Source organism: Yinghuangia soli, assembly GCF_021502675.1.
GTDB lineage: Bacteria > Actinomycetota > Actinomycetes > Streptomycetales > Streptomycetaceae > Yinghuangia > Yinghuangia soli.
Genome location: NZ_JAKFHA010000001.1, coordinates 432,436 through 450,869, shown reverse-complemented (window position 1 = coordinate 450,869; position 18,434 = coordinate 432,436). Strand labels below are relative to the sequence as shown.

The window sequence follows — 18,434 nt, the reverse complement described above, 5'->3', positions numbered from 1 at the left end:
GATGACCGCCTCGCCCGCCTCACCGTCCCCGTCCGCCGGTTCCGCCGGGGCCGCGCCGCGCACCTACACCCGGCTCGCCGTCGAACGCCGCGGCCCGGTCGGCTGGCTGGTGTTCGACCGGCCCGCGCAGGGCAATGCCATGGACGCCGCGATGCTCGACGAACTCGAATACGCCTGGCGCGAGTTGGATGACGACCCGGCGGTCCGGGTGATCGTGAACACCGGCCGCGGGAAGGCCTTCCAGACCGGGTTGGACGTCGCCCAGCTCGCCCGCGACCCCGCCGCGCTCCGCGAGCAGTCCCGGCGCACCAAACGCTCCGAACTGCGGCTGACGGCCCATCACAACAAGGTCCGCAAACCGGTGATCGCCGCGGTCAACGGCATCTGCGCGGGCGGCGGACTGCACTTCGTCGCGGACGCCGACGTGGTCATCGCGTCCTCCGCGGCGGTCTTCCTCGACCCGCACGTCACCGTCGGCCAGGTCTCCGCCGCCGAAGCGGTCACCCTGGCCCGACGCATGCCGTTCGAACCGGTCATGCGGATGGTGCTGGCCGGCCGCCACGAACGCATCACCGCGCAGCGGGCGTACGAACTGGGCATGGTGGGCGAGGTGGTCGACCCGCCCGAGAGCCTGACCGAGGCGGCCCAGGCGCTGGCCGAGACCATCGCCCGGCACCCGCCCGAACGACTGGCCGCCGCCAAGGCGGCGCTGTGGCAGGCCCTGGAACAGCCCGGCGTGGGAGGGAAGGCGACGTGACGTACCCGGAACTCGAGCACCTCAAGCTGGAACGGCGCGGTCCGGTCGGTTGGTTGATCAACAACCGGCCCGACCGGCTGAACGCGATGAACAACGCGATGCGCGACGAATTCGCGGTGGCCTGGCAGGTGCTGGATGCCGACCCCGAGGTGCGGGTCATCGTGCACACCGGTGAAGGCCGGGCGTTCCAGACCGGCGTGGACGTCGCGGAGATCGCCGGCGACGGGGTCGGGATGGAGCGGTACCGGCAGTCGATGGAGGAGTTCGACGTCCACTTCACTGCGTGGCACCAAGGGGTCGCCAAGCCGGTGATCACCGCGGTGAACGGGCTGTGCGCGGGCGGCGCGTTCCACTGGGTCGCCGATGCGGACATCGTGCTGGCGGCCTCCGACGCGCAGTTCTTCGACCCCCACGTGTCGGTCGGCCAGGTCGTGGCGATCGAGGCGATCGGGCTGCTGCGCAAGATGCCGTTCGAGGCGGTCATGCGGATGGCGCTGACCGGCCGGCACGAGCGGATGTCCGCGCAGCGCGCGTACGAACTCGGCATGGTCGGCGAGGTCGTCGACCCGCCCGAGCGGCTGCGCGAGGCGGCCCAGGAGCTCGGCGAGAAGATCGCTCGAAACTCGCCCGCCGCGATGGCCGCCACCAAACGCGCGCTCTGGGGCGCGCTGGAGACCGGCCTGACCGAGGCCTGCCGGGCCGGCGCGAAGGAGCTGGTGTCCATGTGGGGGCACCCGGACCAGGAGGAAGGCCCGCGCGCCTTCGCCGAGAAGCGCGAACCGAAGTGGGCTCCGCCGGACGGTGCGGGATGCGCCTGACCGAACTGCTCGCCGCCCGCGACGACGACGCCACCACCGTCGCGATCCACACCGACACGCGCGAAGTGTCCCGAGCCGCGCTGCGGGACGGCGCACACGCGCTCGCCGCCGTGCTGCGGTCCGCCGGGGTGCGCACCGGCCAGGCCGTCGCGGTCATGCCCGGCGACGGAGCGGACGCGGTCGCGGCACTGTTCGGGGTGTGGCTGGCCGACGCCGTCTACGTCCCGCTCAACCCGCGCCTGACGGACGCCGAAGTGGACCGCGTCCTGGCGGCGGTCCGCCCGGCGCTGGTCGTCACGGACCCCACGCGCGCCTGGCGCTTCCCGGGCCGGCCGGTCGTCGTCGCGGTCCCGGAGGTGGTCCGGTCCGCGTACCGCTGGCTGCCGCCCGACGCCCTGGCCGACCCCCGGGCACCCGCGCACGACGCCGACACCGCCCTGATCCAGTTCACCTCCGGGACCACCGGCCGCCCCAAGCCCGTCCTGCTCCGGCACAGCGGCATCTCCGCCCTCCTCGAACCGGTCCTCGACCGGCTGGTCGGCCGCGCCCGCACCCGGCCCGCCGAGCCGATGCCCAACCTCATCCCCACCTCGATGTCGCTGTGGGCGGGCATCTACAACGTGCTCTTCGCCTTCCGCGTCGGCGCGCCCGTGATCCTCATGGAGCACTTCGACACCGCCCGCTTCACCGCCTACGTCCGGCGCTTCGGGATCCGGTCCGTCGTCCTGCCGCCGGCCGCCATGGTGATGCTCGCCGACGACCCGGCGGTCGCCGACCTCGCCCCGCTGCGGTACGTGCGCAGCATCACCGCACCGCTGTCCCCGTTCCAGGCCCGGCGGTTCCGCGACCGCTTCGGCATCACCGTGCTCAACTGCTACGGGCAGACCGAGATCGGCGGCGAGATCGTGGGCTGGAACGCCGCGGACGCCCGCGCCTACGGCGAGGAGAAGCTCGGCGCGGTGGGCCGGCCCCACGACGGAGTCGCGCTGCGCGTGGCGGACGCCGACGGCACCGAACTCCCGTGCGGCGCGTCGGGCGAGCTGTGGGTGCGCACCCCGGCACTCGCGGCCGGCTACGCGGACGGCACCGCGCTGGCCGAACGCCTGGGCCCGGACGGCTGGTTCCGTACCGGCGACATCGGCCGGGTGGACGCCGAGGGCTTCCTGTGGATCGACGGCCGGGTCTCGGACATGATCAACCGCGGCGGTCTGAAGGTCTTCCCCGCCGAGGTCGCCGAAGTCCTCCGACTGGCCCCGGGCGTCGCGGACGCCGCCGTCGTCGGGATGCCCGACCCCCGTCTCGGCGAGGTGCCGTACGCCTTCATCGTGCCGACTCCCGGGCACACAGCGGACGTTGCCGACCTGGACGCGTGGTGCCGGACCCACCTCGCCCCCTTCAAGGCTCCGGCCCGGTATGTCACCGTGGACGCCCTGCCCCGCAACGAAGCGGGCAAGGTCCTGACCGGCGAACTCGCGGCCCTCGGACGGAGACAGGCATGAAGCAGACCGTCGCGCACCTGGTCCGGACCGCAGCGGACCGCTACGAGGACGCCGAGGCCGTGGTGGACGGCGACACCGTGCTCAGCTTCCGGCAACTCGCAGACGAGGTCATGCGGTTCGCCCGCGCCGCGGAAGCCCGCGGGCTGGAGCCGGGAGACCGGGTGGCGATCTGGGCACCGAACTCGGCACGCTGGCTCATCGCCGCACTCGGCGTCCTCACCGCCGGCGGCACCGTCGTCACCGTCAACACCCGCTACCGCGGCGCCGAGGCCGCCGACCTGCTGCGCCGCTCGCAGGCCGTCATGCTGTTCGTGCACCAGGGCTTCCTGGGCTACGACTACGTCGGCGAACTGGCCAAGGCGGCCGGGCCGTCCGGGCTGCCCGCGCTGCGGCTCACCGCCGACGTCGGCGACGCGGCCCCCGAAGCGGCGCCCGCGCCGCTCTCCTGGGAGGGCTTCCTCGCCGAGGCCGAGCGCATGACCGACGACCACGCCCTCGCCGTACTCGACTCCATCCGGCCGACGGACACCTCGCACATCATCTTCACCTCGGGGACCACCGGCGCACCCAAGGGCGTCCTGCTGCACCACCGGGCCCTGGTCCGCCTCTATGCCGCGTACTCCGGGATCTGGGGCATCCAGGAGGGCGACCGCTACCTCGTGCCGCTGCCGTTCTTCCACATGGGCGGGCAGTCGGCCGTGCTGTCCTGCTTGACCCGGGGCGCGGCGATCCTGCCGCTCGCGGTCTTCGACCCGGGGGAGGTGCTCGCGCTCGTCGACCGGCTCAAGGTCAGCGTGCTGATCGGCGCCCCGACGGTGTTCGCGGCACTCCTCGACCACCCGGACCGCGCCCGCCACGACCTGTCCTCACTGCGCCTCGCCGCGACCGGGGCCGCGGTGGTCCCGGTCCGGCTGGTGGAGCGCTGCAAGGCGGAACTGCCGTTCGAGAACTTCATCACCGCCTACGGGCTCACCGAGTGCCACGGCACCGCGACCATGTGCCGGGACGACGACGACCCCGCGACGGTCGCCGCGACCAGCGGCAGCGCGCTGCCGTCCGTCGAGGTCAAGGTGGTCGGCCCGGACGGCCGCGACCGGCCGGCCGGCGAGCCCGGCGAGATCTGGGTGCGCGGCTACAACGTGACGCACGGCTACCTCGACGACCCGGAGGCCACCTCGGCCGCGGTCGACCTGGACGGCTGGCTGCACACCGGCGACATCGGCCACCTGGACGCGCGCGGCAACCTCGCCATCACCGACCGGCTCAAGGACCTGTTCATCGTGGGCGGCTTCAACGTGTCCCCGGCCGAGGTCGAGCAGGTCATGGCCCGGCACCCGGCGGTCTCCGAGGCCGCGGTCATCGGCGTGCCGGACGCCCGCCTCGGCGAGGTGGGCCGGGCGTACGTGATCGCCAAGCCCGGAGCGGCCGCGGACGCCGACGAGATCGGTGCCTGGCTGCGCGAGCGGCTCGCCAACTTCAAGGTGCCGCGGACCATCGAGGTGGTCGCCACGCTGCCGCGCAACGCGACCGGGAAGGTGCAGAAGACGGAGCTCAGAGCCGCCTATCGCGACCGCAATTGACCGTTCGTGCCCCGGGTGCATACACAAACGGACGCAAACCTTCCGGAAAAACCCTGAGGATTGCGCCGGAACCGACCGTTCAGGGGTTCTCCGGACCACCGCGCGCTGGCTAGCATCCGAGCGTTTCCCGCAACCCGTGACGTCCCCGTCTTCAGCACGGCCGTACGCCCCGGACCTGCGGGGCGGGTGACGGAACGGCAGCGCTCGGATCGGTTCCGGAGGCCTTGCCATGCCGTACCGCACACTCATCTCGCCCGCGCACGAAATCGTCGAGGTACCGCCGCACCCCCGCTTACGCCCCGGCGTGTGCTTCTACCGGGGACTGCGCATCGACACCGACCAGCCGCGCCGCCGCCTCGAACTCCCGGTCGGCGTGGCCACTCTGCTGCTCGGCTTCGACCACCGCCTCGCGGTCGCCCCGGTCGACGCGGACGCCCCCACGGCTCCGACGACCTTCAACTCGCTGTTCACCGGCATGCGCACCAAAGCCGCGATCGGCGAACACCCCGGCTCGCTGCACGGCATCGAGATCGTGATGCGCCCCTGGGCCGCGTACGCGATGTTCGGCGTGCCCATGCACCAGGTCGCGGACCGCCTCGTGGAACCCTCCGACCTCGGCGGCGCCGTGGTCGGCCGCCTCGCCGAGCGCCTCGCCGAACTCCCCGACTGGCCGTCCCGCTTCGCCGCCCTCGACGAGATGCTGGTGCGCTGGCAGTCCGCGGGACCCGGCGTCGCCCCGCGCGTCCTGCACGCCTGGGACATCCTGCACGACTCCGCCGGCACCCTCCCGATCGGCGACCTCGCCGCCGAACTCGACTGGAGCGAACGCCAACTCGAACGCCGCTTCCGCGAGCAGATGGGCCTCAGCCCCAAGTCCGCGGCGCGCATCCTGCGCCTGCAGCACGCCCTCCGGATGCTCACCGCCGGCCGCCCCCTCGCCGAGATCGCCTCCCGGGCCGGCTTCTACGACCAATCGCACCTCAACCGCGAAATCCGCAACGCCACCGGCCTGACCCCCGGCGCCTTCCTGGCCCAGGCCCTACGCGGCCCGGCCGCCCCGAACCGCCTCAACGGCAACGTGACGACGCTGATGCTGGAGCCCTGACGGGCTGAACGGCCCTGCCGGCACGGTGACTCCGCAGGAATGAACACCGCGCCGCCCCGTCCGAAGCCACCGCCGCGAATCGACACGTGTCGACCGGCTTCCCGTCACGGCATGAGCAGTGGTTCCAGCAGGAGTTCCGGGGCCACCCCGGCCGCGCGGTCGCTCACTTGGCCGTCGCCGACCTCCACGACCCGCCACCGGCCGTCCGCCCGCAGTGCCAGGTCCGTCGTCACGAAGGCCACGTCCAACTCCGCGACCGCGGCCCGCACGTCGGCGCCGATCTCCGGCTCGGCCAAGGCCTCCGGCGTATCCGGATGCGGCGTCACGAGCACCGGCTCGCCGCGCACCCACCACACGCGGGCCTCCGTCCCGGTGAAGTCCTCGTACGCCCGCAGCACGACACCGCCGGTCAGGAACTCGTCCTGCCCGCGCACGAACGCCTCGGCCACGCCCGTCAGATGCGCGGTATCGGCCAGGTCGGGCACGAAGCAGGCGGTGTCCCACTCATACTTGCGGGACTTCACCCAGTCCTTGACCACCGCCGCCCCCGGCGGCAGCCCCGCGGCCAACGCCGCGAGCTCTCCGGTGTCCGGCATCGTCGCCGGAGCCAACGGCAACCACACACTCACAGGCGTGAGTTCCCGGAACACCGCGTACCAGCCGGGCAACTCATGCGCGCGGGCGTACGCGTCCGGCGAGGTCACCAACTCCACCCCGCGGTCGCGAAGCGCGGCGTCGAGGGCCCGGTAGTCAGGGGAGGGGATCATCCAGCCGCGGTAGAAGACGCGCCCCAGGCCCCGAGGCACCCGCGCAACCGCAGCACAAGCATCACCCCGCAGCAGCGCGTCATGGTCAATGCGTGCCACACCCGCCCCCGCATCCCGAGCCGAGCCCGCCTCCGCCGCAAAATGCGGATCAACCCTCCGCGGGTCCAGCGGATCCCCGGGCACAAGCAACGCAACAACCATCCGCCCACCCTAGGCCGCGGCCGTCGAACCTTGACGCGCACCAACGCCCCCCGCCACCAACAAGCGTCGGCCCGCCGCCCGCCGCCCGCCGCCGACCAACCCCCGGCCGTAGCTGCGTACCCCGCGCCCTTTGCTGCCTCGAGTTCTGGCGATGCGCTGCCCTGCCTGCCCCCGGTTTGCGCCTCACACCCTCACGCCGCCCCGGCCCCGATGCCCAAGTCCTCCTCCTGCAGCCGCGCTTGCTGCGGCGCTGCTCCGGCGGAGTGACGCCTTCGCCGCCAGGCCTCTGCGCATCGCGGTTTCGTGCGTCCACGGCTATCTGCTTCCCCCTCGCGGCTCCCCAAGCCCGATGCCTAGCTCCCTGTAACGCTCCTGCCGCGCCGGCCGCAGGGCCCGGTCCGGGCGGGCGGGTCAAGGCTTGGTGCGGCGGGCGGTGGCTCGGGTCAGGGTGAGCAATTCTCGTGCGGGGCCTGTGGGTTGGGTGCCGTGCGGCCATACGGCGCGGAGGGCTCGGTCCAGGGTGAGGTCGGCGACCTCCACGGCGACCAGGCGTCCCGAGGCCAGGTCGTCGGCGACGGCGAGGGAGCTGAGGACCGCGGGGCCTGCGCCCGAGACCGCGGCGGCTTTCAGGGCGGTGGTGGACGCCAGTTCGAGCAGGGGTGCGGCCGGGCCGCCGTGTGCGGCCAGGGCCGCGGACAGCACCTCGCGCGTGCCGGAGCCCTGTTCGCGCTGGACCAGCGGTGCCGCGGCCAGTTCGGCCGCGGTGAGCGGACTGCGGCGGCGGGACCAGGGGTGGCCCGGGGCGACCACCACGGTCAACCGGTCGCGGGCGACCACCGCGGAGTCCAGGCCGCGCGGTGCCCGGCTGCCCTCGGTGAACCCCAGGTCGGCCTCGCCGGCCAGCAGCCGCGCGGCCACGTCCGTGGAGTTCGCCACCCGCAGCGACACCGACACCCCGGGACGGGCGTCGCGTAGGGTGACCAGCCAGCGCGGCAGCAGGTACTCGGCGACCGTGAGGCTCGCCTCGACGCGCAGCCGCGAGTCGTGGTCCTCGCGCAGCGCGGTCAGGCCCGCGTCCAGCTCGTCCGCGGCCTCCAGGAGCGGCCGCGCCCAGTCGGTGACCAGCACCCCGGCCGGGGTCAGGACCGAGCCCCGCGGCGTGCGCTCCAGCAGCGGAAAGCCGGCCAGCCGTTCGAGGGTGTGCATGCGGGCGCTCGCCGCGGGCTGGGAGATGCCCGCCTCGCGGGCGGCCCGCCCCAGTGAGCCGAGCCGCGCGACCGCGAGCAGCAGCTCCAGCGAGGACAGATCGGGCATGCGTGAGGACAAGGGCACGGCCTCAGCATACGAGAGCACTCATAACCCTGCCTTATGGCCTCATCGGGACAAGACGGCTACCGGGGACGATCTTGACCGGCGAACGTTGAAGAATGAACGAGCGCAGCGAGAGAATCAAACAAGAGGATGCGCTTCGCGAATGCGGTGCCGAGCGAAGCGAGGTGCCTGCATGAGCACCGCGACCTGGACCCGAACCCGGCTTCTGCACGAGCTGGACCGTCCCGCCGACGTCTTCCGCAACCTCGGACCGAACTGGTTCGCCGCGGTCATGGGCACCGGCATCGTCGCGAACGCCGCCGCCACCCTCCCGGTCCGCGTCACCGGGCTGCACACCGCGGCCTTCCTGGTCTGGCTGCTCGCCTCGGTGCTGCTGGTCGCCCTCGTGGCCGGCACCGCCGTGCACTGGGCCCGGCACCGCGAGGCCGCCCGCGGGCACCACCTGAACCCCGCGATGGCCCCCTTCTACGGCGCACCCCCGATGGCCCTGCTCACCATCGCCGCCGGCACGGTCACCTTCGGGCCCGAGCTGTTCGGCACCGAGACCGCGGTCGGCATCGGCGCGGTGCTGTGGACGGCCGGCACGCTGGCCGGACTGGCCTCCGCGGTGGCCGTGCCGTACCTCATGATCACCCGGCACGACCTGCGCCTGGACAGCGTGTTCGCCACCTGGCTGATGCCCGTGGTGCCCCCGATGGTCTCGGCCGCCACCGGCCCCCTGCTGGTGCCGCACCTGGCGCACGGGGAGGCCCGTACCGCCCTGCTGTTCGCCTGCTACGCGATGTTCGGGATCAGCCTGTTCGCCACCGTCGCGCTGCTCCCGCTGATCTGGACGCGCCTGGTCCTGCACCGCACCGGCCCCGCCGTCATGGTCCCCACCCTCTGGATCGTGCTCGGCCCCCTGGGCCAGTCGGTGACCGCCGCCAACACGCTGGGCTCGGTCGCCCACGTGGCGGTCTCGCCGCAACTCGCCTCCGCCTTCGAGGCCTTCGGCATCCTGTACGGCATCCCCGTGCTCGGCTTCGCCCTGGTCTGGATGGGCCTCGCCGCCGCCCTCACCTGGCGGGCCGCGCGCAGCGGACTGCCCTTCGCGATGACGTGGTGGGGCTTCACCTTCCCGGTCGGCACCTGCGTCACCGGCGCCACCGGCCTCGCCGTGCACACCGGCTCGACGGCCTTCAAGGCACTCGCCGTGGCCCTGTACGTGCTGCTGGTCGCCGCATGGCTGGTGGTCGGCACCCGCACCGCCCGCGGCTGCCTGAGCGGCCGCCTGTTCCGCACCCCGCCCGCAGCCCCCGCCGCCGCCACCGCGACGGCCGCAGCGGCGACTCCCGCAGTGCCGGCCCGCCCCGTGCCCGCGGCTCTCGCGTCACGCTAGCCAGGCGACCGGGGGGAGCCTCTAGGCTGACGTGTCATGAGGTCCCTCGTGCCGCCGCCGCCCGAGGGATCGGCCTTGGCCGTGCCGGACACCCGCCGTGCGCTGCGCGGCTGCCGCTGGCGGGCGTGGGGCCTGATCGTCCTCGGTGCGGTCCTCTACGCCGGGGCCTGGGTCCTCGAACGCCTCTCCGACGTCCCGCCGGTATGCACGCTCGCCGCGATCCTCGCGGCCGGCTGCGCGGCCGTCTTCGGGATCGTCGGGCACGTCCAGGCCACCCGGATGCGCCGCGTGCTGGCCCGGCACAAGTGGGTGGCCTGCTCCTGCCGCTTCCACGAGCCGGCCCGCTACCCCAACGCCGGCAACCAGCCGGTCATCGTGCTCATCGACCCGGCCCGCGACGGCGCCCAGCACGTCCTGGCCGTGGTCGCCGGTGCGCGGCGGACGCGTCCGCTGCGGCCCTGCGACGGCTCCAAGGTCTGGTTCGCGGGCGACCCGGCCCGCGGCGGCGTGGTCTCCCCGCCCGGCGGCGGCCATCTGCTGTGGACCCGGCCGGTGCTGCTGCGGCCCTGGAGCCGCTACGTCAAGCAGCAGGCCACCGGCACCAACCCGGCCGGGGCGTAAAGCGCTTCGAGCCGGTGCGAGCCATTCGGCTCAGGACCGCACCAGGCGGGCGATCGCCGCCGATGCCTCGCGTACCTTCTCCTCGGCGTCCGCACCGCCGCCCGCGACCGCCTCGGCCACGCAGCAGGCCATGTGCTCGTCCAGCAGCGCCAGTGCGAACGACTGCAACGCCCGTGTCGCAGCGGACACTTGCGTGAGGACGTCGATGCAATAGGTGTCGTTCTCGACCATGCGCTGCAGCCCGCGGATCTGCCCCTCGATACGCCGCAGCCGCTTGAGGACATCGTCCTTGTGGTGGCTGTACCCGGTCATCGCCGCCCCCTCCGGTCGCCCCGGTCACCGTGTCTCCAGTGTGCCCGGCAGCCCGGGAATGCGACGACCCCGCAATGCGACGGCCCCGCCGCGGGGGCTTCCCCGGCGGGGCCGTCATGCTGCCGGAGCAGCCGCCATCAAGACATCAGGACATCAAGACATCAAGACATCAGGGCGTCAGAACGCGACGCGCTCAGTACGAGAGGCCGTGGCCGTACTCGAAGACCGCGTTCTTGCTGTCGCTCGGCACGTCGGAGCGCTGCGCCTCGACGTCCGCCATCGAACCGGGCAGCTGGAACGGCAGCTTGCCCTCCGGCGCGCGGCGCCCGAACAGCACGTCCAGCAGCGGGCCGTCCGCGGCACCGTAGTTGGCCACCAGGGCCGCCGACGCCGCGGCGATCTCCGGGATGACCGCCGGACGCTCCAGGTAGATGTCGACCACGGTCGGCACCTTGCCGCACACGTCCAGGACCGGTGCGAGCTTGTCCTCGGGGAACGCCAGCGTGCCGGAGTGGAAGAACGACTCGAAGAAGCCCGGGCGCTCCTCGAACGGGGTCCGCATTCGCAGGATGGCCACATCGGCCTCCTCGGGCGAGGCCACGACGGTGCCGTACTCGGCGGCGACTGCCGCGTCGACGCCCTCGACGTACACCTTGGTGCCCGCGGCCAGCGGCAGGACCGGCGCCTCGGTGCCGTTCTTCAGCAGCGTGATCGAGCGGCTCTGCGCGATGCGCCCGGCCTCCAGCGCCTCCGGCGTGCCGACCAGCGCGGCGGCCGCCTCGACGTCCACGAACGGGTTCTCGAACAGGCCGAGCACGAACTTCTCGCGCAGCAGGCGCCGCACCGACACGTCCAGGCGGGCCTCGTCGACCTTGCCGTCCTTGACCAGGCCGACCACGAGCTCGGGGCGCGCCTCGCCGCCGAACTGGTCGCAGCCCGCCTCGATCACCAGCGCGACCCGCTCGGACTCGCTCAGGTGCTCGACGCCCCAGGCCCGGGCGACGTGCGGCTCGCCGAAGATCAGCGAGTCGGAGATCAGGCCCCAGTCGGTGCACACGATGCCGTCGAAGCCGAGCTCCTCGCGCAGCAGACCGGTGATGACGCCCTTGTTGAAGCCGAATGCGACCGGCTCCATGTCGGTGTCCACCGGCATGCCGTAGTACGGCATCATCTGCGACGTGCCGGCCTCCAGCGCCTTCTTGAACGGCTCCAGGTGGTACTCGAACATGCCACCCGGGTAGACCTGCTCGCGGCCGTGCGGGAAGTGCGGGTCTTCGCCGTCCTTCTGCGGGCCGCCGCCCGGGAAGTGCTTGGTCATGCAGGCGACCGACGCGGCGCCCAGCGGGCCCTCGCCCTGGAAGCCGCGGATGTACTCCGCCACCAGGCGCCCGGTCAGCTCGGCGTTCTCCCCGAAGGTCGCGTTGATGCGCGACCAGCGCGGCTCGGTGGCCAGGTCGATCTGCGGGTGCAGCGCCAGCCGGATGCCGACCGCCAGGTACTCGCGGCGGGCCAGGTCGGCGAAGTCCCGGACCAGCTTCTCGTCGCGGATCGCGGCCAGGCCGCAGGTCTCCGGGAACTGCGCGAAGCCCTGCGCAAGCGCCGCGGTGCCCGGGTTGTCGGTGAAGTGGTGGCGCGGGTCGGTGGACAGCGTCGCCGGGATGCCGAGCCGCGTGCTCAGCGCGATCTCCTGCATCTTGTTGTGCCAGGCCGCGATCTGCTCGGGCCGCGCGCCGCCGAGCAGGTTGAAGTGGTTCATCTGCAGGCCTTCGACCATCTCGCGGACGGTCTTGCCCATCGGCTGGTCGGCCGGGTCGTCGATGAACAGCCCGTCGGGGCCGATCATCGCGATGGTCTGGAACATCAGACCGGCCTTCTCCTCCAGCGTCATGCGCCCGAGGAGGTCCTCGACGCGCTCGTCGACCGGGAGGGAGGCGTCCTCGTACGGGGCCGTGGCGCCGCCGCGGAAGGCATTGCGCGCCGAAGCGTCCGCGCTGGTCTGGGTCATGGTCTCGGCCTCCTGGGGAACGGGTGGATCGCGCGGTGCATCGTCCCATGAAAACCTACCGAGCACTAGGTTTTAGCGCACAGGCACCTCGGCCGTCCGCCCGCGCCCGTACAATCACCTGGTCGGACCGCAGGGCGGACACGCACGAACCAGGGGGAACGCACATGGTGAGCGCCGTGCGCGGCTCCTTGCTGGACGCCTACCACTGGTCCGACGACACCGTCCGCGGCACCCTCGACGCCCTGCGCGACACCCTCTACAACGGCGCCTGGACCGAATACCCGACGCCCGTCGTCATCAGCCTGTTCATCGTCATCTGCACGCTCGGGGTGGCCTTCTTCGTCCCCAAGACGCTGCTCGCGCCGGCCGCCGGCGCCCTGTTCGGGGCGCTCACCGGCACCGCCGTCGCGATGGCCGGCGCCATCCTCGGCAGCCTGCTCGCCTTCTGGATCGGCCGCCGCCTGGGCCGCGAACGGGTGCGCGGCTGGCTGCACCGCAAGCAGGCCCTCGCCGACCTCGACGCCCGCCTCACCCGGCACGGCCTGCTCCCCGTCGTGGTGCTGCGCCTGGTCCCGGTCATGCCGGGCTTCGTGGTCAACTACGGCGCCGCGGCCACCGGCATCCGGGTCCGGCACTTCGGCGTCGGCAGCGCCATCGGCCTGCTGCCCGCCACCATGGTCCAGTGCGCGGCCGGCGCCTCGGTCCGGGAGGGCGTGACGCCCTCGGTCGTGGTCACCCTGACGCTCGGGATCCTGGCCGTCGCGATCGCCACGCTGCTCATCAAGCGGAGCCGGTCCCGCTCCGTCGGCGCTGCTTGATCCGGGCCAGCGCGACCGACCCCGCGGCACCCAGGAACACCAGGTTGAACACGATGTGCACCATCACCGCGATACGCGCGGCCTGCCCGGTCGCATGGATGTCGCCGTACCCGACGGTCGCGGTCGTCACGAGCGTGAAGTAGAGCCCGTCCGTCTTCGTCTCCAGGCCGTCGAACTGCCCGGAGTCCTGGGACAACCGGAAATACACCGTCGCGAAGAACGCCAGGCTCACCATCACGGTCAGCAGCAGCCCCTCGGCCCGCGCGGACACCGAATCCGCCGGTTCGCGCATGATCAGGTAGAGGATCAGCCCGGCCAGCCCTGCCACGCACACCGCGAAGATCAGGCAGCGTACGACGAACGACTCGCCGTCGAAATCGTCCGGCAGCATGTAGTACCCGAGGACCACCAGAGCCAGCGTGCACGCGGCGCGCAGCGCCATCCAGCGCAGCGGCCTGTTCCCCGGCCCGGACTCCGCGCGCGCATCCCTCACCACGCTGCCACCCTCACTGTCGCCCACCTGCCCATGCTGTGCCACCTGCGCCGATCCCGCCACAGCAGTTGACCCGGGTGGACCCGAGCAGTCCTGCGCCCCACCCGTCGCTGCTGTTGCGGGCCCCCGGGCCCCGGGTTTGACTGAGGAGACCCGGGACATTTCGGAACGGATCCGGTGCAGGAAAGGCGGCAGCGCGCGATGGACGCGATCGAACTGGGACCGGTCGACTGCATGGTGGTCGAATTCCCCGGCAGCAATTTCCGCGGCGAGATCGCCCCGGCGCTGGCGGCGCTGGTCAACAGCGGCACCATCCGCATCCTCGACCTGACGTTCATCCGCAAGGACGCGGACGGCAGCCTCACCCATCTGGAGCTCGACGCGATCGACCCGTCCGCGGTCAGCGCCTTCGACGAACTCGACGGCACCATCGCCGGGCTGCTCAGCCCGGACGACATCGCGGCCATCGGCGCGGCCCTGCCGGAGGACTCGTCGGCCGCCCTGCTGGTCTGGGAGAACACCTGGGCGGCCCGCGTCGCCTCCGCGGTCGGACGCGCGGACGGCCGGGTCACCCTCTTCGAACGCATCCCCGCGGACGTCGCCGAGGCGGCCATGCTCGCCGCCGCCGCGGCCGGCTGACCGCAGCCCTTCCCGAACTTACGGACTTACGGACTTACGGAGTACCCATGCTGATGCGAGGTCCGATGATGCGCCGCGGTCCCGGCCTGCTGGGCGCGGCCGCACGTACCGCGGTCGTGGCCGGCACCGCCACCGCGGTGAGCGGCCGCGTGCGGCAGCGCCAGGCCGACCGCAGGGCCGAGCAAGACGCCGCCGCGCAGTACGAGGCCCAGCAGCAGGCCCAGGCGTACGCGCCGCCGCCTGCCGCGCCCGCGGCCCCGGCCCAGGACAGCGTCGTCGACCAGCTCGAACGCCTGGCCGCGCTGCGCAGCCAGGGCATCCTCTCCGACGCCGAGTTCGACGCGCAGAAGGCCCGCATCCTCGCCGGCGGCTGACGCCCCCGGGCACCAGGCCGGGGGAAGGACGGCGAGCAGGACGGCGAGCAGGACGGCGAGCAGGACGGGAGGCCGGGGGCAGTGAGCACCTTCCACTTCCTGCTGGCGGCCGCGTGGTTCCTGCTGTGGATCCTCACCTTCCACACCGGCTTCGGGGTCGCCGGCCGCTTCCTGCGCCGCCGAGGGACGCGCACCGAGGCCGTCCGCCGCCGCGATGCCCCCGGCGGCCCGCCGGACAAGCACTGAGCCCGCCCCCGGATCCCCCAGGGGCGGGCTCTATCGGTGCTGTCCTCAGCCGTCGTAGCCGAGGTTGAACGTGTCCGGGTCCGGGCCCGTCCGGCGCCCGCGGTCCAGCCCTTCCAGCGCGGCCAGGTCCGCGTCGTCCAGTGCGAAGTCGAACACCGCGATGTTCTCCGCGATCCGGGCCGGCGTCACCGACTTGGGGATCACGATGTTGCCCAGCTGCACATGCCAGCGCAGCACCACCTGGGCCGCGGACCGCCCGTGCTTCTCCGCGAGGCCGGCCACCACGGGGTCGGTCAGCAGCGCGCCGCCCTTGGCCAGCGGGCTCCAGGCCTCCGTCCGCACCCCGAACTCGGCGTGGAAGGCCCGCAGCTCCTGCTGCTGCAGGTACGGGTGCAACTCGACCTGGTTGACCGCCGGGATGACGCCCGCGCCGTCGAACAGCCGCTCCAGGTGCGGGATCTGGAAGTTCGACACGCCGATCGCCCGGATCCGCTGGTCGGCGTACAGCTTCTCGAAGGCCTGCCAGGTGTCCACGTACCGGTCCGCGGCCGGCATCGGCCAGTGGATCAGGTACAGGTCGACGTACTCCACGCCCAGCTTCGCCAGGCTGTCGTCGAACGCCCGCAGCGTCGCGTCGTAGCCCTGGTTGCGGTTCCACAGCTTGGTCGTCACGAAGACGTCCTCGCGGGCCAGCCCGGACGCGGCAAGCGCCGCGCCCACGCCGGTCTCGTTCTCGTACGCGGCCGCAGTGTCGATGCTGCGGTAGCCCGCCTCCAGCGCGGTGCGCACCGCCACCTCGGTCTCGGCGGGCGGCACCTGCCACACGCCGAAGCCGAGTTGCGGGATCTCCACGCCGTTGTTCAGGGTGATGCCGGGAACGGTGCTCACGGGTGTGCTTCCTCCGGTCGGACGCGGCCGGCCCGCCTGCCACGCGGCGGGCCGGTCTCAACACAAGTACCCATGATCATCGCGTTCTTGCGGCTACTGGGTGAGCAGGCCCATGCTGCGCGCCCGGTTCAGCCAGTCGGGGTACTCCTCCATCATCAGCTCGAACAGCGCCTCGTCGGTGAGGTTCGCCGGGTCGGTGACCGCGAAGAAGGCCGCGTTGTCGGTGTAGCGGCCCTGCATGTTGTCGAGTTCCTCGAGGAACGCGAAGCCGCCGGTGAGCTTCTCGATGAGCTTGTTCTGCAGCCGCTCGCCGAGCTTCAGCTTCTTCTTCGGGGCGTTCGGGTCGACCGCGTTGGGGTCGGTCTTGTCGACCGCCTTGGGGGACGGCCCGATGCCCATGAACTGCCAGAACATCGGCTCGTAGCTGGAGTGCACGACCTGCTCGCGGGTCTGCTGCTCGGTGGTGGTCATGCCGTCGGTGATGAACATGACGTACACCGGCACCCGGTCGGACAGCGGGGCGTACCGCTGCGCCGCGGTCTTGAAGTAGTTCTCGCGCACCAGGCGCATCGCCGCCGCGTAGTCGGTACCGCCTTCGAGGGGGTACTTCTGCAGCATCAGGTCGGTCCAGCCGCGGTAGTTCTTCAGGTTCAGGCTGCCGGCCTCGTGGCCCTGCATGCCGAACAGGAAGACGTCCACCTCGCCGTTGTCGTCGAACCGCAGGCCGAGCGACAGCACGCGCTCGACCAGCGCCTGCACCTTCCCGGACTGGTACAGGTTGTGCATCGAGCCGGAGATGTCCAGGCACAGTGCGACGCGGGCGGTGTGCTCGCCCAGCCCGCGCTTCTCCAGGCTGATCGCGGCCTTCTTGGTGAGGTCCAGGACGCGGCCGTGGCCCTCCTCGGAGAGCTTCTTCTCCATGTTGACGAGCTTCTGCTTCTTCAGGCTCACCGGGCCCGAGGACGCTTGCGCGGCCGGCTGCGCGGGGGCGGTCGGCGGCGCGGTGGCCGGCATCGGGGGCGCGGTGCGCACCGCGGCGTGGTTCGGCGCGGTCTGCACCGCGGACGGCGGCATGGGCGGCGGCGTGTACGTCGCCGGGGCGGCCGGCATGGGCGGTGCCGCGGGCGGCTCGGGCTCGGCGTCCACCGCGATGCCGAAGTCGGTGGCCAGCCCGGCCAGGCCGGACGCGTAGCCCTGGCCTACCGCGCGGAACTTCCAGGCGCCGTTGCGCAGGTACAGCTCACCGAACAGGAACGCGGTCTCGGTGGACGCGTCCGCGATGTCGAAGACGGCGTGCTCGCGGCCCGCCTCGTCGAGCAGCTTGAGGGCCAGTCCGGGAACTTGGCCAAACGTTCCTCCATCTGCAGACGCACCGATCACAATGCGCACCACACCGGTCGGAACCCGGTTCAGATCGACCTTCACGGCGTCCGTGGCGACACCGTCCGCGCCCGTCTGCTTCCCCGCGTGCGTGACCGCGCCGGACGGGTGCGAGGGCTGGTTGTAGAAGATGAAGTCGTCCTCGCCGCGCACCTTGCCGTCGTCGCCGAGGAGCAAGGCCGATACGTCGACGTCCGGCGCGCCGCCGGTCCGCCACGAGACCACCGCACGCAGCGAGGAGGTCGGGACTGGAATGTTCGCGCCTTTGGACATCGTGGTCATGCTGCACATCATGCCGCGTCCGCCCGGCTGCCGGGCGGGTGGTCCCGGCTATTTCCAGCGTACGAACGGCCGGTCGAGGCGGTAGCGCCCGTCGTCACCGCGCAGCAGTATGCGCGTCTCGGCGTTGGACGGGTTGCTCAGGCACTCGAACTCCTCGACGGACCAGTGGAACCAGCGCATGCAGAACAGCCGCATGGTCAGCCCGTGCGTCACCAGCAGCACGTTGCGGTCCGGGCCGTACTGCTCGGCGTGCCGCGCGAAGTCCCGGTGCATGGTCTCCAGGAACGCGCCGACCCGGTCGTATACGTCGGCCCCCGACTCGCCGTGCGCGAAGCGGTAGTAGAAGTGGCCGTACGCGTCGCGGGCGGCGCGCTGCTGGTCCATGTCGCCCATTTCCTGCAGATTGCCCCAGTCCTGCTCGCGCAGCCGCGGCTCCTCCTTGACCCGCGTCGAGGCCGGGTCCAGGCCCAGGTGCCGGAATGTCTCCCTGGTGCGGCGGTACGGCGACACGAAGGCCGTCACGTGCTCGGCACCGAAGAGCGCGCGCAGTTCCGCGCCGGTCTTCTCGCTCTGCGCCCGGCCGCGCTCGGTCAGGGCCAGGGCGTGGTCCGGCACCTTCTCGTAGATGCCCGGGTCGACGTTGCCCTGCGACTCGCCGTGCCGGACCAGCACGATGCGCTTGGGGCGGGCGCTGATGTCGATCATGCCGGGACTCTAGGGGCGGCAGGGGCCTGACGTGCGGGTTCCGGGCGGCCGACACGTCCCGCGGCACGCCCCCGACGCGCCCGGGACGCGCCCGGGCGCACGCCTCCGACCTGCACGGACTCCGACATTTCGCGTTTCCCGCGAAGGGTGTGCTAACGTCTTACTCGTTGCAGTTGTGGTTCCCAGCGAAATCTGTGTGCACCTGTCGAGTTGCGGCGGGTGCATTTTTTATTT

At 72.3% G+C, this 18,434-nt stretch carries 19 protein-coding genes; 11 read left to right on the top strand and 8 right to left on the bottom strand.

Going from position 1 to position 18,434, the window contains the following annotated elements; all coding sequences use genetic code 11:
- Position 1 precedes the first annotated feature (1 nt).
- The 5 genes from LZ495_RS01885 (at position 2) to LZ495_RS01865 (ending at position 5,759) form a co-directional block, all read left to right on the top strand.
- Positions 2-757 carry an enoyl-CoA hydratase/isomerase family protein gene (locus tag LZ495_RS01885; RefSeq protein ID WP_235050042.1) on the top strand — a complete coding sequence of 252 codons (756 nt, stop codon included), beginning with the start codon at positions 2-4 and terminating at the stop codon, positions 755-757.
- Positions 754-1,575, top strand: coding sequence for an enoyl-CoA hydratase/isomerase family protein (locus LZ495_RS01880; RefSeq protein ID WP_235050041.1), 822 nt, complete (start codon positions 754-756; stop codon positions 1,573-1,575). The genes LZ495_RS01885 and LZ495_RS01880 overlap by 4 nt, the downstream gene beginning before the upstream one ends.
- Positions 1,566-3,074, top strand: a complete 1,509-nt coding sequence (locus tag LZ495_RS01875; protein ID WP_235050040.1) for a class I adenylate-forming enzyme family protein — start codon at positions 1,566-1,568, stop codon at positions 3,072-3,074. The genes LZ495_RS01880 and LZ495_RS01875 overlap by 10 nt, the downstream gene beginning before the upstream one ends.
- Positions 3,071-4,654 (top strand): AMP-binding protein, encoded by a 1,584-nt coding sequence (locus tag LZ495_RS01870; RefSeq protein WP_235050039.1) that lies wholly within the window; start codon positions 3,071-3,073, stop codon positions 4,652-4,654. The genes LZ495_RS01875 and LZ495_RS01870 overlap by 4 nt, the downstream gene beginning before the upstream one ends.
- Positions 4,655-4,883: 229 nt before the next feature.
- Positions 4,884-5,759, top strand: a complete 876-nt coding sequence (locus LZ495_RS01865) for a helix-turn-helix domain-containing protein (protein WP_235050038.1) — start codon at positions 4,884-4,886, stop codon at positions 5,757-5,759.
- A gap of 104 nt (positions 5,760-5,863) precedes the next feature.
- On the opposite strand, the gene LZ495_RS01860 is transcribed toward LZ495_RS01865, so the two are convergent.
- Together LZ495_RS01860 and LZ495_RS01855 are read right to left on the bottom strand one after the other, a co-directional pair.
- Positions 5,864-6,526 carry an ATP-grasp domain-containing protein gene (locus LZ495_RS01860; RefSeq protein ID WP_235050037.1) on the bottom strand — a complete coding sequence of 221 codons (663 nt, stop codon included), beginning with the start codon at positions 6,524-6,526 and terminating at the stop codon, positions 5,864-5,866.
- Positions 6,527-7,138: 612 nt separating this feature from the next.
- Positions 7,139-8,041, bottom strand: a complete 903-nt coding sequence (locus LZ495_RS01855) for a LysR family transcriptional regulator (RefSeq protein WP_235050461.1) — start codon at positions 8,039-8,041, stop codon at positions 7,139-7,141.
- A 190-nt stretch (positions 8,042-8,231) separates the two neighbouring features.
- Between LZ495_RS01855 and LZ495_RS01850 the strand changes: the two genes are divergently transcribed.
- Both LZ495_RS01850 and LZ495_RS01845 read left to right on the top strand, forming a co-directional pair.
- Positions 8,232-9,437, top strand: coding sequence for a TDT family transporter (locus LZ495_RS01850; protein WP_235050036.1), 1,206 nt, complete (start codon positions 8,232-8,234; stop codon positions 9,435-9,437).
- A gap of 36 nt (positions 9,438-9,473) precedes the next feature.
- On the top strand, positions 9,474-10,058 hold the full coding sequence (locus LZ495_RS01845; RefSeq protein ID WP_235050035.1) for a hypothetical protein: 585 nt from the start codon (positions 9,474-9,476) through the stop codon (positions 10,056-10,058).
- 30 nt (positions 10,059-10,088) lie between these two features.
- Here LZ495_RS01845 and LZ495_RS01840 read toward each other — a convergent pair whose 3' ends face one another.
- Together LZ495_RS01840 and LZ495_RS01835 are read right to left on the bottom strand one after the other, a co-directional pair.
- Positions 10,089-10,370 (bottom strand): metal-sensitive transcriptional regulator, encoded by a 282-nt coding sequence (locus LZ495_RS01840; RefSeq protein ID WP_235050034.1) that lies wholly within the window; start codon positions 10,368-10,370, stop codon positions 10,089-10,091.
- Positions 10,371-10,563: 193 nt separating this feature from the next.
- The gene (locus tag LZ495_RS01835; protein ID WP_235050033.1) at positions 10,564-12,375 is read right to left on the bottom strand and encodes a glycoside hydrolase family 3 protein; all 1,812 of its coding nucleotides are present in this window, start codon (positions 12,373-12,375) and stop codon (positions 10,564-10,566) included.
- Between the two features lie 164 nt (positions 12,376-12,539).
- Here LZ495_RS01835 and LZ495_RS01830 point away from each other — a divergent pair, with 164 nt between their 5' ends.
- Positions 12,540-13,193, top strand: coding sequence for a TVP38/TMEM64 family protein (locus tag LZ495_RS01830; RefSeq protein WP_235050032.1), 654 nt, complete (start codon positions 12,540-12,542; stop codon positions 13,191-13,193).
- Here the strand turns inward: LZ495_RS01830 and LZ495_RS44615 are convergent.
- Positions 13,156-13,713: a potassium channel family protein gene (locus LZ495_RS44615; protein WP_235050031.1), complete on the bottom strand. Its 558-nt coding sequence runs from the start codon at positions 13,711-13,713 to the stop codon at positions 13,156-13,158. The genes LZ495_RS01830 and LZ495_RS44615 overlap by 38 nt on opposite strands.
- Positions 13,714-13,887: 174 nt before the next feature.
- Between LZ495_RS44615 and LZ495_RS01820 the strand changes: the two genes are divergently transcribed.
- From LZ495_RS01820 to LZ495_RS01810, 3 genes are all read left to right on the top strand, one after another.
- Positions 13,888-14,325, top strand: coding sequence for a DUF6325 family protein (locus tag LZ495_RS01820; protein WP_235050030.1), 438 nt, complete (start codon positions 13,888-13,890; stop codon positions 14,323-14,325).
- Between the two features lie 65 nt (positions 14,326-14,390).
- Positions 14,391-14,699 (top strand): SHOCT domain-containing protein, encoded by a 309-nt coding sequence (locus LZ495_RS01815; protein WP_235050460.1) that lies wholly within the window; start codon positions 14,391-14,393, stop codon positions 14,697-14,699.
- An 81-nt stretch (positions 14,700-14,780) separates the two neighbouring features.
- Complete coding sequence (locus LZ495_RS01810; RefSeq protein WP_235050029.1) at positions 14,781-14,945, top strand: hypothetical protein; 165 nt, start codon at positions 14,781-14,783, stop codon at positions 14,943-14,945.
- A gap of 45 nt (positions 14,946-14,990) precedes the next feature.
- On the opposite strand, the gene LZ495_RS01805 is transcribed toward LZ495_RS01810, so the two are convergent.
- From LZ495_RS01805 to LZ495_RS01795, 3 genes are all read right to left on the bottom strand, one after another.
- The gene (locus tag LZ495_RS01805; RefSeq protein ID WP_235050028.1) at positions 14,991-15,833 is read right to left on the bottom strand and encodes an aldo/keto reductase; all 843 of its coding nucleotides are present in this window, start codon (positions 15,831-15,833) and stop codon (positions 14,991-14,993) included.
- 93 nt (positions 15,834-15,926) lie between these two features.
- Positions 15,927-17,495: a VWA domain-containing protein gene (locus LZ495_RS01800; protein WP_235050027.1), complete on the bottom strand. Its 1,569-nt coding sequence runs from the start codon at positions 17,493-17,495 to the stop codon at positions 15,927-15,929.
- A 48-nt stretch (positions 17,496-17,543) separates the two neighbouring features.
- Complete coding sequence (locus LZ495_RS01795; protein WP_235050026.1) at positions 17,544-18,200, bottom strand: histidine phosphatase family protein; 657 nt, start codon at positions 18,198-18,200, stop codon at positions 17,544-17,546.
- Positions 18,201-18,434 lie beyond the last annotated feature (234 nt).

Bases quoted from the DNA above. Each gene is read 5' to 3' on its own strand.
- LZ495_RS01885 (WP_235050042.1), top strand. From the start codon at position 2: ATGACCGCCTCGCCCGCCTCACCGTCCCCGTCCGCCGGTTCCGCCGGG.
- LZ495_RS01875 (WP_235050040.1), top strand. From the start codon at position 1,566: ATGCGCCTGACCGAACTGCTCGCCGCCCGCGACGACGACGCCACCACC.
- LZ495_RS01870 (WP_235050039.1), top strand. From the start codon at position 3,071: ATGAAGCAGACCGTCGCGCACCTGGTCCGGACCGCAGCGGACCGCTAC.
- LZ495_RS01865 (WP_235050038.1), top strand. From the start codon at position 4,884: ATGCCGTACCGCACACTCATCTCGCCCGCGCACGAAATCGTCGAGGTA.
- LZ495_RS01860 (WP_235050037.1), bottom strand. From the start codon at position 6,526: ATGATCCCCTCCCCTGACTACCGGGCCCTCGACGCCGCGCTTCGCGAC.
- LZ495_RS01855 (WP_235050461.1), bottom strand. From the start codon at position 8,041: ATGCCCGATCTGTCCTCGCTGGAGCTGCTGCTCGCGGTCGCGCGGCTC.
- LZ495_RS01850 (WP_235050036.1), top strand. From the start codon at position 8,232: ATGAGCACCGCGACCTGGACCCGAACCCGGCTTCTGCACGAGCTGGAC.
- LZ495_RS01845 (WP_235050035.1), top strand. From the start codon at position 9,474: ATGAGGTCCCTCGTGCCGCCGCCGCCCGAGGGATCGGCCTTGGCCGTG.
- LZ495_RS01840 (WP_235050034.1), bottom strand. From the start codon at position 10,370: ATGACCGGGTACAGCCACCACAAGGACGATGTCCTCAAGCGGCTGCGG.
- LZ495_RS01835 (WP_235050033.1), bottom strand. From the start codon at position 12,375: ATGACCCAGACCAGCGCGGACGCTTCGGCGCGCAATGCCTTCCGCGGC.
- LZ495_RS01830 (WP_235050032.1), top strand. From the start codon at position 12,540: ATGGTGAGCGCCGTGCGCGGCTCCTTGCTGGACGCCTACCACTGGTCC.
- LZ495_RS01820 (WP_235050030.1), top strand. From the start codon at position 13,888: ATGGACGCGATCGAACTGGGACCGGTCGACTGCATGGTGGTCGAATTC.
- LZ495_RS01815 (WP_235050460.1), top strand. From the start codon at position 14,391: ATGATGCGCCGCGGTCCCGGCCTGCTGGGCGCGGCCGCACGTACCGCG.
- LZ495_RS01800 (WP_235050027.1), bottom strand. From the start codon at position 17,495: ATGACCACGATGTCCAAAGGCGCGAACATTCCAGTCCCGACCTCCTCG.
- LZ495_RS01795 (WP_235050026.1), bottom strand. From the start codon at position 18,200: ATGATCGACATCAGCGCCCGCCCCAAGCGCATCGTGCTGGTCCGGCAC.